Raw genomic sequence first — 15388 nt, forward strand, 5'->3', positions numbered from 1 at the left:
GGCTCCGGACTCGCATCGGCCGGAGTGGCGTCCCATCTGCTGGGACTCCCGTCGGGGTCCCCGCGGTGCCGTACGGACCCTCAGGGGGCCAGTGCGGAGCCGAAGGGAAGGTTCCGGACCAGAGCGAAGAGGGCGAGGACGACCCCGATGCCCCACGACCAGACCGGGGAGAGCGCGAGGCGCATGGGCACCCCGCGGGCGGCGCGAATCAGCCAGAGGGCCATGACGACGGCGAAGACGCCGTAGCCGATGACGGCGAGGGCGTTGGCGCCGAGGGCGGCGGGAAGGTCGCCGTGGACGAAGGCGTGGGCGCTGCGGAGTCCGCCGCAGCCGGGGCAGTAGATCCCGGTGAAGCGGAGCAGCGGGCAGACGGGGTAGTGGCCGGGTTCGTTGGGGTCGACGGTCCCGACGTAGGCGAAGGCGGCGGCGGCCCCGGCGAGAACGCCGACGGGCACGAGCAGCCGCCGGGCGGCAGAACGGGGCGCGGGCGGCGGCACGAAAGGCCCACCGGGCCACGCGTGCGCGTGGGGCGGCGTGCCGGGCCCACCCGGCGACCGTACGTCCGGGTACGGCGGTACGGGTCCGGCCGGCGGCCACCCCTCCCCGTACGGCGGTACGGGTCCGGCCGGCGGCCACCCCTGCGGCGCTGCTGGTCCGTTCCCAGGTTCACCCGGTCGGGTGTGGGAATCCTCGGTCGCGGCTCCGGCCGTCGGCTGCGTGTCCACCCGGTGATTCTCGCCCCGGACGCGCGGGAGCGCAGCCCGGCACGGCCGGACTGCGCTCTCGGATGCGTCGTGTCGTGTCAGGAACGGGCCAGCGCGGTCGCGGCCTCGCGGGCGGCGGTGACGGCCGCCGACTCCTTCGGCATGCCGAGCCCCGCCACCTTCATCACGCCGCCGACGATGCCGCCGAGCACGATGACACCCACGCCGGCCCAGAAGCCGGGCAGGTTGGCGGCCACCATGAAGACGCCGGCGACGCAGAAGCCGATGAAGGAGATGATGACACCGGTCCAGGCGGCCGGGGTGTGTCCGTGGGCGCTGCCCGCCATGAGTTGCTCCTCGTTGCAGTTGCTCGATGGTGAGGTCTCGCGTGCGCGGACACTCTGCGCTCATTGTCCCGCACGCGGGCGCGCGAGGATGAATCGGGGGTACCGGGACGATCACGCGTCGCGTCCGGACCCCCCGCCGGCCCACTGGTGCGGGCGTCGGTCCACGGCCCGCGCCGCGTGGTCAGGCGCCGTGGGTGGGGTCCTCGCCGCGGTCCAGGGCCTTCCACAGGTCCTCGGGCCGGTCGGGGTCGGTCGTGGGGGCCTTGCGGGTGGCGCGCGGGGCGCCGGAGCGCTCGTAGCGGCCTCCCATCGAGGGCCAGGTCTTGCCGAAGCGCAGCGCGAACAGGCCGGCGAACAGGATCAGGACGGCGCCCGCGGCGGTCACGTACGGCCAGACGGTGTGGGTCAGGTCCGCGACGGCGGCGGCGGTGTCGCCGCTGATGCGGGCGGCCTCGGCGTCCAGCGCGGTGCGGTCGGAGGCACCGAGGACGGCGGCGAGCGCGGCGCCCGCGCCGCTCAGCGCGAGGAGCGCGGCGACGAGGGTGCGGCCGGTGCGGCGGACGGCGAAGACGGCGAAGAGCGCGGCGAGGCCGACGATCGCGAGGGCGGTGGGCACACCGGTGACGGTGCCGCCGTCGGCCTCGACGGGGACGGTGCCGCCGCCGACGGAGGCGGTGCCCTCCGCCCAGATCTGGCCGGCGGAGAGCAGCACGACGGTGGCGCCGAGGGCGCCGAGCAGGAGGGCCGCGGCCAGGCTGCGGCGGCTGTTGCCGGGGACGGCCACTCGGGCGGCCCGGGGCTGGGGTACGGGTACGGCACTCACGTACCCCACTATCCCCTACGTGCTCAGTTGTCGTTCATCCGGTTGGCGGTGTGGACGGCGCGGAGGACGGCCGCGGCCTTGTTGCGGCACTCGTTGTCCTCGGCGACGGGGTCGGAGTCGGCGACGACACCCGCTCCGGCCTGCACGTACGCGGTTCCGTCGCGGAGCAGGGCGGTGCGGATGGCGATGGCGGTGTCGGCGTCGCCGGCGAAATCGAGATAACCGACACATCCGCCGTAGAGGCCGCGCCGGGAGGGTTCGAGCTCCTCGATGATCTGCATCGCGCGCGGCTTGGGGGCTCCGGAGAGGGTGCCGGCGGGGAAGCAGGCGGTGAGGACGTCGAAGGCGGTCCGGCCCTCGGCGACCTCGCCGGTCACGGTGGAGACGATGTGCATGACGTGCGAGTAGCGCTCGACGGACATGAAGTCGACGACCTCGACGGAGCCGGGCGCGCAGACCCGGCCGAGGTCGTTGCGGCCGAGGTCGACGAGCATCAGGTGCTCGGCGCGCTCCTTGGGGTCGGCGAGCAGTTCCTCCGCGAGGTCGTGGTCCTCCTGCGGGGTGGCGCCCCGGTGCCGGGTGCCGGCGATGGGGTGGAGCATCGCCCGCCCGTCCTCGACCTTGACGAGGGCCTCGGGGCTGGAGCCGACGACGTCGAAGCCGTTCTCGAAGCGGAAGAGGTACATGTACGGGGACGGGTTGGTGGCCCGCAGGACCCGGTAGACGTCGAGCGCGGAGGCGGTGCAGGCGGTCTCGAAGCGCTGGGAGGGCACGACCTGGAAGGCCTCGCCGGCCCGGATGCGCTCCTTGATGTCCTCGACGGCGTCCTGGTAGGCCGGGCCGCCCCAGAGTGCCGAGACGGTGCCGTTTTCGAACGGCGGCAGTTCCGGGGCCGGGAGGGCGGCGGGGACGGTGGCGACCGGGCGGGCCAGGTCGGCCTCCATGGCGTCGAGGCGGGCGACGGCGTGCGCGTACGCCTCCTCGACGCCGGTCTCCAGGTCGTTGTGGTTGATCGCGTTGGCGATCAGCAGGACCGAGCCGTCCCAGTGGTCGAGGACGGCGAGGTCGCTGGTGAGGAGCATGGTCAGCTCGGGGAGCTCCAGGTCGTCCCGGGTGGAGTCACCGATCTTCTCCAGGCGGCGGACGATGTCGTAGCCGAGGTAGCCGACCATGCCGCCGGTGAACGGCGGCAGACCGCCACCGAGCACTCGGTCGAGGTCGCGCGGGGTGTGGAGGGTCTCGACGGTGGCGCGCAGGGCCTGGAGCGGGTCGCCGTCGGTGGGGACGCCGACGGGCGGGGTGCCCAGCCAGTGGGCCTCGCCGTCCTTCACCGTCAGGGTGGCGTCGCTGCGGACGCCGATGAAGGAGTACCGGGACCAGCTGCGGCCGTTCTCCGCGGATTCGAGGAGGAAGGTGCCGGGCCGTTCGGCGGCGAGCTTGCGGTAGAGCCCGACCGGGGTGTCGCCGTCCGCGAGCAGCCGGCGGCTGACGGGGATGACGCGGCGGTCGGCCGCCAGCTTGCGGAAGGTGTCGAGATCCATGGCGCCAGACCCTACTCGGAGACGGGGTTCACTTCGGACGTGGATACGGGGAGCACATCGGCGTCGAAGCAGGTCCGGTCGCCGGTGTGGCAGGCGGCCCCGACCTGGTCGACCTTGACGAGGAGGGTGTCGGCGTCGCAGTCGAGGGCGACGGACTTGACGTGCTGGACGTGACCGGAGGTGTCACCCTTGACCCAGTACTCCTGGCGGCTGCGGGACCAGTAGGTGCAGCGGCCTGTGGTGAGGGTGCGGTGCAGGGCCTCGTCGTCCATCCAGCCGAGCATCAGCACCTCGCCGGTGTCGTACTGCTGGGCGATGGCGGGGACGAGCCCGTCGGGGCCGCGCTTGAGCCGGGCGGAGAGGGCCGGGTCGAGATTGCTGCTCATGGCGCCATTGTGCCGCGCCCCGGACGGTGGTCCGGCGGGGCGTCCACTGGGCGGACGGGCGGCGGCGGCCGTACGCTGGCGGTCATGTCGACCCATGCCAAACGTGAACGGCTTCTGCTCGCCGACCTGTTGGAGGCCGCGGGCCCGGACGCACCTACGCTCTGCGAGGGCTGGCGGGCCCGGGACCTCGCGGCCCATGTGGTGGTGCGCGAGCGGCGCCCGGACGCGGCGGCCGGTTCGCTCGTACCGGCGCTGAAGGACCGGCAGGACCGGGTGCAGGCGGAGTTCGCCGAGAAGCCGTACGAGGAGCTGGTCCAGCTCGTCCGGACGGGGCCGCCGCGGTTCTCGCCGTTCGCCATCAAGCAGGTGGACGAGGGGGCGAACGTCGTCGAGTTCTACGTACACGCCGAGGACGTACGCCGGGCCCAGCCCGACTGGTCGGCGCGCGAGCTCGACCCCGTCTTCGCGGACGCCCTCTGGTCCCGGCTGGAGCGCACCGCCCGGCTCCTCGGCCGCAAGGTGCCGGTGGGCCTGGTGCTGCGCCGGCCGAACGGCCAGACGGCGGTCGCCCACCGCGGCACCCCGGTGGTGACGGTCTCCGGGGAGCCGGGCGAGCTGACGATGTACCTGTACGGGCGCCAGGATTCGGCCAAGGTGGAGCTGGACGGGGAGCCGGAGGCCATCGAGCGGCTGCGGGAGACCAGGCAGCTGGGGATCTGAGCCCTCAACGGGGCAGCTCGGCCCGCCGGACGGCGGGGACCACCAGGCTGTGGACGCCCGCGAGGGCGCAGACCGCCGCGCTCACGGCGTACACCGGTCCGACGCCCCACAGCTCGATCGCCGCGCCCGTGAGCGGGAAACCGAGCGGCGCGATGCCGAGCGAGCAGAGGGCGGCGACGGCGGAGACCCGGCCGAGGTAGGCGGGGTCGCACTCGGTCTGGACGAGGGCGTTGCACAGCGCCCCGGAGAGTCCGGCGAGCAGGCCGACGGCCAGGGCGACGGCGACCGCGACGGGCAGCCGTGAGGTGGCGGCGAGGGCGGCGATGGCGACGGCGCCCGCCGTCATGGTCCAGCCGCTGACGGCTCCCGCGTGCGGGACGCGTCCCCGGACGGTCAGGAGCAGCGAGGCGGCGCCCGCGCCGGTGCCGAAGCCGGCGAGGATCCAGCCGATGCCGGAGGCGCCCCAGCCGCGCTGCTCGGCCAGGACGGCGAGCCCGACGTTGAAGGGGCCGGCGAAGCCGAGGTCGCTGAGCAGTACGACGATCATCAGCGGGCCCAGGACGCGGTGTCCGCGCAGATAGCGCAGTCCGTCGGCGAGGTCGCGCAGGGCGGTGCCGGTGCGGGCCTCGTGCTTCTCGGGCAGCGGGCGGAGGCGGAGCGCGTACAGCAGGGGCAGCGAGAGGGCGAAGAGCAGCCCGGCGGCTCCGAAGGCCGCGGCCGGGCCGCCGAGGGCGACGGCGAGACCGCCGAGCGGGCCGCCGAGCACGGGGCCGAGGCGGGAGGAGAGGCCGCGCATGCCCTGCACCCGGGCGAGCTGGTCGCGCTCGGTGATGCGGGGCGGCAGGGCGCCGACGGCCGGCAGGAACAGGGCGTCGACGACGCCGAAGACGAGGGCGACGGCGGCGAGCGCCCACAGGCCGGGCGAGGCGAGGACCAGGGTCCCGGCCAGGCCGAGGACGACCAGGCAGCGGACGGTGTCGGAGGCGATGACGACCCGGCGGGGGCCGAGCCGGTCGGCGACGACTCCCCCGCCGAGCATGAGCAGCGCCCGGGGTACGGCGGAGACGGCCATGACGAGCCCGGCCTGGGCGGGGGTGCCGTTGCTGACGGCGGTCCAGGAGAGGGCGAGGTAGTAGACGCTGTTGCCGAGGGTGGAGGCGGTGTGGGCGCCGAGCCAGGTCAGGACCTGGGGGTCGCGGTGGGCGGGGCGGGCCGTGGGGGCGGCCGGGGCGGCGGCGGTGGCCGTCATGAGCGGTAGGGGAAGCCGTGGAGGTGGACGGCGACCTTCTCGCGGCCCTCGGTGTCGCCGGCGGCTTCGGCGGCGCGGGCCCGCTGGTCGTACTTCCTGAGGACGCCGTCGAGTTCCTCGCCGAGCGCGGCGAGTTCGGCGGCGGTGAGGCGGGGCAGCCACTCGGAGCTGATCGCGGCGGAGCGCCAGGCGTCGGGCCAGCTGAGGCGCTCGTCGAGGAAGCGGCGGTGCAGGTCGGTGCGCTGCTCGTTGACGGTGCGGCTGAGCGCGTCGCTCGCGGCGGCCAGTTCGGGGGTGCCGCGCACGTCCTCGTCGCGGATGGCGATCCCGTACGAGGAGGGCTGCCACCAGCGTTCGCGGCCGTCCGTGGAGTGGCCCTCGGCCTCCTCGATGAGGCCGTGCTCGGCGAGCTTGCGCAGGTGGTAGCTGATGAGCGAGACGGCCTCGTCGACCTGGTCGGCGAGCTGGGAGGCGGTGGCGGTACGGGCCACGAAGAGGGCGCGGTAGAGACGCATCCGCAGCGGGTGCGAGAGCGCCTTGAGGGTGCCGAGTTCGGTGATCCGGCGCGAGTCGGGCGAGGTCATGCCCCTGACCGTAGGCAGGAAGGAGAACTTGCGCAACATAATTTGCGCAAGAGAAGTTGCGCGTATGGACGAAGGGGAAGGGCCCCGGGGGCGGGGCCCTTCTCCTTCGCGAAAAGCGGACGGCGGCTCAGCGGACCGGGTGGCCCGCCTCCCGCAGCGCGTCCTTGACCTGCGAGATCCGCAGGTCGCCGAAGTGGAAGACGGAGGCCGCGAGCACCGCGTCCGCGCCCGCCGCCACGGCCGGCGGGAAGTCGGCGAGCCGGCCGGCGCCGCCGGAGGCGATCACCGGGACCGTCACGTGCTTGCGCACGGCCGCGATCATGTCGGTGTCGTAGCCGTCCTTGGTGCCGTCCGCGTCCATCGAGTTGAGCAGGATCTCGCCCGCGCCCAGCTCGGCGGCCCGGTGCGCCCACTCGACGGCGTCGATGCCGGTGCCCTCGCGGCCGCCGTGCGTCGTCACCTCGAAGGAGCCGGAGGCGGTGCGCCGGGCGTCGACCGACAGGACCAGCACCTGGCGGCCGAAGCGCTCCGCGATCTCCCGGATCAGCTCGGGGCGGACGATGGCGGCGGTGTTGACGCCCACCTTGTCGGCCCCGGCCCGCAGCAGCTTGTCGACGTCGTCCGCCGAGCGGACGCCGCCGCCGACGGTGAGCGGGATGAAGACCTGCTCGGCGGTGCGGCGCACCACGTCGTAGGTGGTCTCCCGGTTCCCGGAGGAGGCGGTGATGTCCAGGAAGGTCAGCTCGTCGGCGCCCTCGGCGTCGTACAGCCTGGCCATCTCGACGGGGTCGCCCGCGTCCCTGAGGTTCTGGAAGTTGACGCCCTTGACGACCCGGCCGTTGTCGACGTCCAGGCAGGGGATCACCCGTACGGCGAGGCTCATGCGGCACTCCCCCGGTACGCCTCGACCTCGACCTCGACGACCAGCCGGGGGTCGATGAAGCCGGAGACGATGATCATCGACGCGGCGGGGCGGACGGCGTCGAACAGCTTCTTGTGGGCGCGGCCGACCTCGTCCACGTCACGGGCGTGGGTGATGTACATCCGGGTCCGCACGACGTGCTCGGGGCCCAGGCCCAGCTGCTTCAGCGCGTCGAGGGCGACGTTGAAGGAGTTGACCGTCTGGTCGTACGGACCGCCGTCGGCGATCTGGCCGTCGACCAGCGACGTGCAGCCGGCGACCAGGACCAGGCCGTTGGGGAGCTCGACCGCGCGGGAGTAGCCGACCTGCTCCTCCCAGGGGGCTCCGGTGACGACCTTGCGCACCGCGTCCGTCATGCCGAGGCCACCACTTCGAGCGCCTCTTCCAGGGTGAACGCCTTGGCGTAGAGCGCCTTGCCGACGATCGCGCCCTCGACGCCCAGCGGGACCAGACCGGACAGGGCCCGCAGGTCGTCCAGGGAGGACACGCCGCCGGAGGCGACGACGGGCTTGTCGGTGGCCGCGCAGACGTTCTTCAGGAGCTCCAGGTTGGGACCCTGGAGGGTGCCGTCCTTGGCGATGTCGGTGACGACGTAGCGGGAGCAGCCCTCGGAGTCGAGACGGGCCAGCGTCTCGTAGAGGTCGCCGCCGTCGCGGGTCCAGCCGCGCCCGCGCAGCGTGGTGCCGCGGACGTCGAGGCCGACGGCGATCTTGTCGCCGTACTCGGCGATGACCTTGGCGACCCACTCGGGGGTCTCCAGGGCGGCGGTGCCGAGGTTGACGCGGGTGCAGCCGGTGGCGAGGGCGGCGGCGAGCGAGGCGTCGTCGCGGATGCCGCCGGAGAGCTCGACCTTGATGTCCATGGCCTGGGCGACCTCGGCGATCAGCAGCCGGTTGTCCCCGGTACCGAAGGCGGCGTCGAGGTCGACCAGGTGCAGCCACTCGGCGCCGGAGTTCTGCCAGGCGAGGGCCGCTTCGAGCGGGGAGCCGTACGAGGTCTCGGTGCCGGACTCGCCGTGCACGAGGCGGACGGCCTGGCCGTCGCGGACGTCGACGGCGGGGAGGAGTTCGAGCACGCTTCGAGACGACACAGTCACAGGGTTCCGATCCAGTTGGTGAGGAGCTGGGCTCCGGCGTCGCCGGACTTCTCGGGGTGGAACTGGGTCGCCCACAGGGCGCCGTTCTCGACGGCCGCGACGAAGGGCTCGCCGTGGGTGGCCCAGGTGACCTTGGGGGCGCGGATGTTGGCGTTGCCGACCTCCAGGGTCCACTCGCGCACCGCGTAGGAGTGCACGAAGTAGTACCGGGTGTCGGCGTCGAGCCCCGCGAACAGCTGGGTGTCGGTGGGCGCGTCGACCGTGTTCCAGCCCATGTGGGGGACGACGGGGGCGTTCAGCGGCTCGACCGTGCCGGGCCACTCGTCGAGGCCCTCGGTGTCCACGCCGTGCTCGATGCCGTGGGCGAAGAGCACCTGCATGCCGACGCAGATGCCCATCACGGGCCGGCCGCCGGCGAGGCGGCGGCCGATGATCCATTCGCCGCGGGCCTCCTTGAGGCCCCGCATGCAGGCGGAGAAGGCACCGACGCCGGGGACGAGCAGTCCGTCGGCGTTCATCGCACGGTCGTAGTCGCGGGTGATCTCGACCTCGGCGCCGACCCGGGCGAGGGCCCGCTCGGCGGAGCGCACATTGCCGAAGCCGTAGTCGAAGACGACGACCTTCTTGGGGGTGGCCGCGCTCATGACCACACGCTCAGCCGCAGCACGCCGGCGGAGAGGCACATCGCGGAGCCGATGGCGACGAGCACGATGAGGCCCTTGGGCAGCTTCTGCTTGACGAAGGAGTAGACGCCGCCGAGCAGGAAGAGGCCGACGACGATCAGGATGGAGGAGAGGCCGGTCACGGTTAGAGCGCGCCCTTCGTGGAGGGGAGGATTCCGGCGGCGCGCGGGTCGCGCTCGGAGGCGTAGCGGAGCGCGCGGGCAAGGGCCTTGAACTGGCACTCCACGATGTGGTGGGCGTTGCGCCCGTACGGGACGTGGACGTGCAGCGCGATCTGGGCCTGCGCGACGAAGGACTCCAGGATGTGCCGGGTCATCGTCGTGTCGTACGAACCGATCATCGGCGCCATGGTCTCGGGCTCGGTGTGCACGAGGTAGGGGCGGCCGGAGAGGTCGACGGTGACCTGGGCGAGCGACTCGTCCAGCGGCACCGTGCAGTTGCCGAAGCGGTAGATGCCGACCTTGTCGCCGAGGGCCTGCTTGAAGGCGGCACCGAGGGCGAGGGCGGTGTCCTCGATGGTGTGGTGCGAGTCGATGTGCAGGTCGCCGTCGGTCTTGACGGTGAGGTCGAACAGACCGTGCCGGCCGAGCTGGTCGAGCATGTGGTCGTAGAAGCCGACCCCGGTCGACACATCGACCTTTCCGGTGCCGTCGAGGTCGATCTCGACGACGACGGAGGTCTCCTTGGTGGTGCGCTCAACGCGGCCTACGCGGCTCATCGCTCCTGCTCCTTCATCAATTCACGAACCGCGTCGAGGAACGCGTCGTTCTCTTCGGGGGTGCCCGCGGTGACCCGCAGCCATCCCGGTACGCCGTTGTCCCGGACCAGGACGCCCCGGTCGAGGATCCGCTGCCAGGCCGCGTGCGTGTCGGGGAACTTCCCGAACTGCACGAAGTTGGCGTCCGACTCGGTGACCTCGTAGCCGATCCCGCGCAGCTCGGTGACGAGCCGGTCGCGCTCGGCCTTGAGCTGCTCGACGTACCCGAGGAGGGTGTCGGTGTGCTCCAGGGCGGCGAGCGCGGTCGCCTGGGTGACGGCGGAGAGGTGGTAGGGCAGCCGGACCAGCTGGACGGCCTCGACCACGGCCGGGTGGGCGGCGAGGTAGCCGAGGCGCAGTCCGGCGGCGCCGAAGGCCTTGGACATGGTCCGGGAGACCACCAGGTTCGGGCGGCCCTCGATGAGGGGCAGCAGCGAGTCCCGGTGGCTGAACTCCACATAGGCCTCGTCGACGACCACCATCGAGGGCCTGGCCGCCTGGGCCGCCTCGTACAGGGCGACGACGGTGTCGGCGGCGACGGCGGTGCCGGTGGGGTTGTTGGGGCTGGTGACGAACACGACGTCCGGGCGGTGCTCGGCGATGGCCCGCTCCGCCGCCGCGAGGTCGATCGTGAAGTCCTCGTGGCGCGGGCCGGAGATCCAGCCCGTGCCGGTGCCGCGGGCGATCAGGGCGTGCATCGAGTACGAGGGCTCGAAGCCGATCGCCGTACGGCCGGGGCCGCCGAAGGTCTGCAGCAGCTGCTGGAGGACCTCGTTGGAGCCGTTGGCCGCCCAGACGTTCTCGGCGGCGACCGGGTGCTTCGCGGTGCGGGTGAGGTACGCGGCCAGCTCGGTGCGCAGCTCGACCGCGTCCCGGTCGGGGTAGCGGTTGAGGTGGCGGGCGGCCTCGGCGACCCGCTCCGCGATCCGGGCCACCAGGGGCTCGGGCAGCGGATAGGGGTTCTCGTTGGTGTTCAGCTGGACGGGGACATCGAGCTGGGGCGCGCCGTAGGGGGACATGCCGCGCAGCTCGTCGCGGACGGGCAGGTCGTCGATCCTGATCTCGCTCACTTGCTCTACGGCACCTTCCAGCCGAACCGGGCCTTGACCGCCGCGCCGTGCGCGGGCAGGTCCTCGGCCTCGGCGAGGGTCACGACGTGGTGGGCGACGTCGGCGAGGGCGTCGCGCGTGTAGTCCACGATGTGCACCCCGCGCAGGAAGGACTGCACGGAGAGACCCGAGGAGTGACAGGCGCAGCCGCCGGTGGGCAGGACGTGGTTGGAGCCGGCGCAGTAGTCGCCGAGCGAGACCGGCGCCCAGGGGCCGACGAAGATCGCGCCGGCGTTGCGGACGCGGTCGGCGACGGCGGCGGCGTCGGCGGTCTGGATCTCCAGGTGCTCGGCGCCGTAGGCGTCGACGACCTTGAGGCCGTCGGCCAGGTCGCGGACGAGGACGATCGCGGACTGGCGGCCGGCGAGGGCCGGGACGATCCGGTCGTCGACGTGCTTGGAGGCGGCGACCTGGGTCTTCAGCTCGGCCTCGGTGGCGGCGGCCAGTTCGTCCGAGTCGGTGACGAGGACGGAGGCGGCCATCGGGTCGTGCTCGGCCTGGCTGATGAGGTCGGCGGCGACGTGCACGGGGTCGGCGGTGGAGTCCGCGAGGATCGCGATCTCCGTCGGACCGGCCTCGGCGTCGATGCCGATCCGGCCCTTGAGGAGGCGCTTGGCGGCGGCCACGTAGATGTTGCCGGGGCCGGTGACCAGGTTGACGGGGGCGCAGCCGGGCTCGCCGTCGGTGCCCTCGCCGCCCTCCGTGCCGTACGCGAACATGGCGATGGCCTGGGCGCCGCCGGCGGCGTACACCTCGTCCACGCCGAGCAGGGCGCAGGCGGCGAGGATCGCCGGGTGCGGCAGGCCGCCGAAGTCCTTCTGCGGGGGCGAGGCGATGGCCACGCCCTCGACGCCGGCCTCCTGGGCCGGGACGACGTTCATCACGACGGAGGACGGGTAGACGGAGCGTCCGCCCGGGACGTAGAGCCCGACGCGCTCGACCGGGATCCACTTCTCGGTGACCGTGCCGCCGGGGACGACCTGGGTGGTGTGGGTGGTACGGCGCTGCTCGCGGTGGACGAGCCGGGTGCGCCGGATGGACTCCTCCAGGGCGGCGCGGACGGCCGGGTCGAGTTCGTCGAGGGCGCGGCCGATCGCCTCGGCGGGGACGCGCAGGCCCGGGACGCGGACGCCGTCGAATCTCTCCCCGTACTCGATCACCGCGGCCGCGCCATGATGCCGGACGTCCTCGCAGATGGGCCGCACCGTCTCCAGGGCGGCTTCCACGTCGAACTCGGCACGGGGCAGCAGGTCGCGCAGGGCGGAACCCTCGGGGAGGGTCTCGCCGCGCAGATCGATTCGAGAGATCACGGGTCAATTCTCGCAGACGGCTTACAACGCCGGTCGCCCGTATCAACAGCTGATACATGCCAATCACTGACCGATACGCACCCCACTGGCGTCTTGTCGCCACTCCTGACCGTTAGCGTTCAGCCCGTCACTCAGCGGGAAGAACGGCTGTACGAATCCGCGAGGGCCGTCCGGAACCGGAGACAGGAACCGGGAAGACGGAATCGCGGAGTCGTGGGAACGGATCGTGGAAAGCGAGGGGGCGGCATTGACCGAGCCGCACGAGGACGGGATGCCGGACGGTCTCACGGGTCCGGAGCGGGCCATGTGGCGGGCGTTCCGCATCGGCAGGACATGCGATCTGACGGAGGGGGTCGCGGAGCGGGACGACCCCTTCGGGGGACGGGAGTGGGGAGAGGCGCGGACCGTCCGCGCGGACGTGGTGGCGCTGCTGCTGCTCGCCGGGCCGCCGGCCCGCTCCGGGCGGGTCGCCGCGCTGAAGCTGCGCGGCGTCCGGATCACCGGCGTGCTGAATCTGGCGGGCGGGACGATAGGGCCTTACGTCGAGCTGAACGGCTGCCGGTTCGACGACGAGGTGGTGCTGCCGGAGGCCCGCTTCGGCACGCTGCGGATGGTCGGGTGCGCGCTGCCGCGCCTGGAGGCGGCCCGGCTGCACACCGAGGGCGACCTGCACCTGCCGCGCTGCCGGGTGCGGCACGGCATCCGGCTCACCGACGCCCAGATCGGCACGGACCTGCTCGTCAACCAGATCCAGGTGTGGCCGGACCGGCGCGGCCGGGCCATCACGGCGGACGGGATGGTGGTCGCCCAGGACCTCCAGGCCGAGCTGATCGAGACGCACGGGGAACTGAGCCTGCGCGGGGCGAAGGTCGGCGTGTCGCTCAGCCTGCGGGGCAGCGTGCTGCGCGGCGCGCAGGGCCGCCGCGCGCTCAACGCACCGCAGCTGACGGTGGAGCGCTCGCTCTATCTGAACGCGGCGTGGGTGTACGAGGACCCGGGCCCCCAGGGGGACTCCGGGTACCCGGACGGCTCCGCGTATCCGAGCGGCGGCTCGACGGCCACCCCGCCGTACGGCGTGTCGCCCGGCCACGGCGCCCGGCGCAAGCCGGTGGAGTGCCACGGCGGGGTGCGGCTCGACGACGGCCGCTTCGGTGACGCGGTCGACCTCCACCACGCCCGCTTCCTGCTGAGCGGGGCGCGCCGGGAGGAGGTCTCGCTGCGCCGGATCGTCACCCCGGAGCTGCGGTTCAACGGCGAGCGGCCGGAGGAGGGCCGGGTCGTGCTCAACGGCGCCAAGGTCGTCACCCTGATCGACCTGTCGACGAGCTGGCCGGGCCCCGGCGGGCTCGCCATGGGCGGCTTCGCCTACGAGAACCTCGTGCCGTACGGCCACTTCCCGCTGGCCCGGCGGCTGGAGTGGGTGGCCGCCGCGACCCCGGAGTACGCCCCCGAGCCGTACGAGCGGCTCGCGACGGTCCTGCGCGGCAGCGGCGAGGACGCCGACGCCCGCGAGGTGCTGCTCGCCAAGCAGCGGCGCAGACGGGAGACCCTGCCGATCGCGGGGAAGCTCTGGGGGTACCTCCAGGACTGGACGGTGGCCTACGGCTACCGGCCGGGCCGGGCGGCGCTGTGGATGGCGGTCCTGTGGGCGGCGGGCACGGTGGCCTTCTCCCACTACCGGCCGATACCGCTGAAGGCGGACGAGGCACCCGAGTGGAACGGCACGCTGTACGCCCTGGACCTGCTGCTCCCGGTGATCAACCTCGGACAGGACGGCTACTGGCGCCTCGAAGGCGTCTGGCAGTGGGTGGCGGCTGTGCTGATCATGCTCGGCTGGATCCTGGCGACGACGGTGGCGGCGGGCGCGACACGCCTGCTGAGCAGGGGGTGAGCCGGCCCGGCGGCGGGCCGGTGCCGCCTGTGGTGCCGGGCCGGTGTGGACGGCGTGCCGACGGGTGCCGACGGTGTGAGGGACGTGTGCCACAGGGGTGAGAAGTGCTGCCGTACCGGGAGGGGCCGGGAGAGAATATGTCGCACCATGTCCTTGCTCCGCGCCCTGATCGGGGTCGTCCGCTCGGCCCAGTACACCCCGCGGCCCGCCGCCGGGTTCGTGCCGGACGACGACGTGCTCCTCGACGCCCCGGACGAGCGCCTCGCGCCCGCCCTGGTCGCCGCCGCGCTCGCCGACCCGGAGCCCGCCGCGAAACTGCTCGCCACCACCCGGGACGCCGGGGAGTGGGAGGACCGCGACCGGTACGTCACCCGGCTGGCCACGTTCGCGTACAGCAGGGGCGACTGGCTGACCCACTGGCTGTCGGCCGCGCCCCGCGACCCCGACGCCCTGCTCGTCACGGCCCAGCTCGCCGTGCGCAGGGCCTGGGACTCCCCCGCGCGGGCCGAGCGGCTGCGCGAGCTGGGCCCGCTGGTCCACGCCGTCGCGGAGAACGCCCCGCACGACCCGGTGCCGTGGCGCCTCGCCCTGGACCACGCGCGCGGGGCGCACGCGGGGCACGGGGTCTTCGAGTCGCTCTGGGAGCAGGCCGTGCGCCGCTCCCCGCACCACTACGGCAGTCATGTCGCGGCCGTGAAGTACCTCTCCGCGCAGTGGTACGGCTCGCACCGCGCCGCCTTCGACTTCGCCGAGCAGGCGGCCGACGACGCCGCCCCGCACTCGCTCGTACGGGCGCTGCCGGTCCGCGCGGCCTACGACCGGCTCCGGGTGCCGCCGCTGCGGGACCCGGCGGTGCCGGAGGCGCGGGTCGACCGGGCGGCGGACCGCGCGCTGGCTCTGTCGGCGGCCTTCCCGGCGGGCGACCCGTGGCCGGCCGAGGTCCGCAACCTGCTGGCGTACGTGCTGATCGAGCGGGCGCGCTGGGAGGAGGCGCGGGAGGAGTTCCGGAGGATCGGCGCCCACGCGACCTCGTTCCCCTGGGGAGCCGGCCGGGGGGCCGGGCCGGGAGCCGGGCCAGGGGCCACCCGGGGCTCCGGGGGCCTCGCTCCGGGCGCCGGACCGGAGGCCGTACGGGAGGATCCGCTGCGGAGCTTCCTCGCCGCGCGGGACCGGGCCGGGGGCGGCGCGGCCCGCCGCGGGCCGTTCCGGGGCGCCGGAGGTGGACGGGCAGGACGGGGAGCGCCCGGCGGCCATTAGTCTTGACCG

18 protein-coding genes are annotated in these 15388 nt (G+C 73.6%); 3 read left to right on the plus strand and 15 right to left on the minus strand.

Going from position 1 to position 15388, the window contains the following annotated elements; translation table 11 throughout:
• Positions 1–80: 80 nt before the first annotated feature.
• The 5 genes from V4Y03_RS33870 to hisI all read right to left on the minus strand — a co-directional run bounded on the left by V4Y03_RS33870 (position 81) and on the right by hisI (position 3801).
• Entirely contained in the window at positions 81–725 is a 645-nt protein-coding gene (locus tag V4Y03_RS33870) for a DUF2752 domain-containing protein (protein WP_443079756.1), read from the minus strand.
• Positions 726–802: 77 nt separating this feature from the next.
• Complete coding sequence (locus V4Y03_RS07950; RefSeq protein WP_317878893.1) at positions 803–1051, minus strand: HGxxPAAW family protein; 249 nt, start codon at positions 1049–1051, stop codon at positions 803–805.
• Between the two features lie 181 nt (positions 1052–1232).
• A complete protein-coding gene (locus V4Y03_RS07955) occupies positions 1233–1883 on the minus strand; it encodes a TIGR02234 family membrane protein (protein ID WP_332434461.1) in 651 nt (216 codons plus the stop codon).
• Positions 1884–1897: 14 nt separating this feature from the next.
• Positions 1898–3415 carry an anthranilate synthase component I gene (locus V4Y03_RS07960; protein ID WP_317876264.1) on the minus strand — a complete coding sequence of 506 codons (1518 nt, stop codon included), beginning with the start codon at positions 3413–3415 and terminating at the stop codon, positions 1898–1900.
• 11 nt (positions 3416–3426) lie between these two features.
• Positions 3427–3801 (minus strand): phosphoribosyl-AMP cyclohydrolase, encoded by a 375-nt coding sequence (gene hisI / locus V4Y03_RS07965; RefSeq protein ID WP_332434462.1) that lies wholly within the window; start codon positions 3799–3801, stop codon positions 3427–3429.
• Between the two features lie 84 nt (positions 3802–3885).
• On the opposite strand from hisI, the gene V4Y03_RS07970 reads away from it, so the two are divergent.
• Positions 3886–4521: a TIGR03085 family metal-binding protein gene (locus tag V4Y03_RS07970; RefSeq protein WP_332434463.1), complete on the plus strand. Its 636-nt coding sequence runs from the start codon at positions 3886–3888 to the stop codon at positions 4519–4521.
• A 4-nt stretch (positions 4522–4525) separates the two neighbouring features.
• On the opposite strand, the gene V4Y03_RS07975 is transcribed toward V4Y03_RS07970, so the two are convergent.
• The 10 genes from V4Y03_RS07975 to hisD all read right to left on the minus strand — a co-directional run bounded on the left by V4Y03_RS07975 (position 4526) and on the right by hisD (position 12231).
• Positions 4526–5770 carry an MFS transporter gene (locus V4Y03_RS07975; protein ID WP_332434464.1) on the minus strand — a complete coding sequence of 415 codons (1245 nt, stop codon included), beginning with the start codon at positions 5768–5770 and terminating at the stop codon, positions 4526–4528.
• On the minus strand, positions 5767–6354 hold the full coding sequence (locus V4Y03_RS07980) for an ArsR/SmtB family transcription factor (protein ID WP_332434465.1): 588 nt from the start codon (positions 6352–6354) through the stop codon (positions 5767–5769). Before V4Y03_RS07980 ends, V4Y03_RS07975 begins: the two co-directional genes overlap by 4 nt.
• Positions 6355–6481: 127 nt before the next feature.
• Complete coding sequence (hisF, locus tag V4Y03_RS07985) at positions 6482–7237, minus strand: imidazole glycerol phosphate synthase subunit HisF (RefSeq protein ID WP_317876269.1); 756 nt, start codon at positions 7235–7237, stop codon at positions 6482–6484.
• Positions 7234–7632 (minus strand): RidA family protein, encoded by a 399-nt coding sequence (locus tag V4Y03_RS07990; RefSeq protein WP_317876270.1) that lies wholly within the window; start codon positions 7630–7632, stop codon positions 7234–7236. The genes hisF and V4Y03_RS07990 overlap by 4 nt, the downstream gene beginning before the upstream one ends.
• Entirely contained in the window at positions 7629–8366 is a 738-nt protein-coding gene (gene priA / locus V4Y03_RS07995; protein ID WP_317876271.1) for a bifunctional 1-(5-phosphoribosyl)-5-((5-phosphoribosylamino)methylideneamino)imidazole-4-carboxamide isomerase/phosphoribosylanthranilate isomerase PriA, read from the minus strand. The genes V4Y03_RS07990 and priA overlap by 4 nt, the downstream gene beginning before the upstream one ends.
• A 2-nt stretch (positions 8367–8368) precedes the next feature.
• A complete protein-coding gene (hisH, locus tag V4Y03_RS08000) occupies positions 8369–9016 on the minus strand; it encodes an imidazole glycerol phosphate synthase subunit HisH (RefSeq protein ID WP_317876272.1) in 648 nt (215 codons plus the stop codon).
• Entirely contained in the window at positions 9013–9177 is a 165-nt protein-coding gene (locus V4Y03_RS08005) for a hypothetical protein (protein WP_317876273.1), read from the minus strand. The genes hisH and V4Y03_RS08005 overlap by 4 nt, the downstream gene beginning before the upstream one ends.
• 2 nt (positions 9178–9179) lie before the next feature.
• Entirely contained in the window at positions 9180–9773 is a 594-nt protein-coding gene (gene hisB, locus V4Y03_RS08010; protein WP_056560681.1) for an imidazoleglycerol-phosphate dehydratase HisB, read from the minus strand.
• On the minus strand, positions 9770–10882 hold the full coding sequence (locus V4Y03_RS08015) for a histidinol-phosphate transaminase (RefSeq protein ID WP_317876274.1): 1113 nt from the start codon (positions 10880–10882) through the stop codon (positions 9770–9772). Before V4Y03_RS08015 ends, hisB begins: the two co-directional genes overlap by 4 nt.
• A 5-nt stretch (positions 10883–10887) precedes the next feature.
• Positions 10888–12231 carry a histidinol dehydrogenase gene (hisD, locus tag V4Y03_RS08020; RefSeq protein ID WP_332434466.1) on the minus strand — a complete coding sequence of 448 codons (1344 nt, stop codon included), beginning with the start codon at positions 12229–12231 and terminating at the stop codon, positions 10888–10890.
• Positions 12232–12478: 247 nt separating this feature from the next.
• Between hisD and V4Y03_RS08025 the strand changes: the two genes are divergently transcribed.
• On the plus strand, positions 12479–14122 hold the full coding sequence (locus V4Y03_RS08025) for an oxidoreductase (RefSeq protein ID WP_317876276.1): 1644 nt from the start codon (positions 12479–12481) through the stop codon (positions 14120–14122).
• A 147-nt stretch (positions 14123–14269) separates the two neighbouring features.
• A complete protein-coding gene (locus tag V4Y03_RS08030; protein WP_332434467.1) occupies positions 14270–15379 on the plus strand; it encodes a hypothetical protein in 1110 nt (369 codons plus the stop codon).
• The last annotated feature ends 9 nt before the right edge of the window (positions 15380–15388 follow it).

Origin of the sequence: Streptomyces sp. P9-A4 (assembly GCF_036634195.1) — a bacterium.
GTDB lineage: Bacteria > Actinomycetota > Actinomycetes > Streptomycetales > Streptomycetaceae > Streptomyces.

Excerpts from the sequence above, each read along its gene's own strand:
- hisH (WP_317876272.1), bottom strand. The coding sequence starts at position 9,016 with ATGAGCGCGGCCACCCCCAAGAAGGTCGTCGTCTTCGACTACGGCTTC.
- V4Y03_RS08030 (WP_332434467.1), top strand. The coding sequence starts at position 14,270 with ATGTCCTTGCTCCGCGCCCTGATCGGGGTCGTCCGCTCGGCCCAGTAC.
- hisF (WP_317876269.1), bottom strand. The coding sequence starts at position 7,237 with ATGAGCCTCGCCGTACGGGTGATCCCCTGCCTGGACGTCGACAACGGC.
- V4Y03_RS07950 (WP_317878893.1), bottom strand. The coding sequence starts at position 1,051 with ATGGCGGGCAGCGCCCACGGACACACCCCGGCCGCCTGGACCGGTGTC.
- hisI (WP_332434462.1), bottom strand. The coding sequence starts at position 3,801 with ATGAGCAGCAATCTCGACCCGGCCCTCTCCGCCCGGCTCAAGCGCGGC.
- V4Y03_RS07970 (WP_332434463.1), top strand. The coding sequence starts at position 3,886 with ATGTCGACCCATGCCAAACGTGAACGGCTTCTGCTCGCCGACCTGTTG.
- hisB (WP_056560681.1), bottom strand. The coding sequence starts at position 9,773 with ATGAGCCGCGTAGGCCGCGTTGAGCGCACCACCAAGGAGACCTCCGTC.
- V4Y03_RS07975 (WP_332434464.1), bottom strand. The coding sequence starts at position 5,770 with ATGACGGCCACCGCCGCCGCCCCGGCCGCCCCCACGGCCCGCCCCGCC.
- V4Y03_RS07990 (WP_317876270.1), bottom strand. The coding sequence starts at position 7,632 with ATGACGGACGCGGTGCGCAAGGTCGTCACCGGAGCCCCCTGGGAGGAG.
- V4Y03_RS07960 (WP_317876264.1), bottom strand. The coding sequence starts at position 3,415 with ATGGATCTCGACACCTTCCGCAAGCTGGCGGCCGACCGCCGCGTCATC.
- V4Y03_RS07980 (WP_332434465.1), bottom strand. The coding sequence starts at position 6,354 with ATGACCTCGCCCGACTCGCGCCGGATCACCGAACTCGGCACCCTCAAG.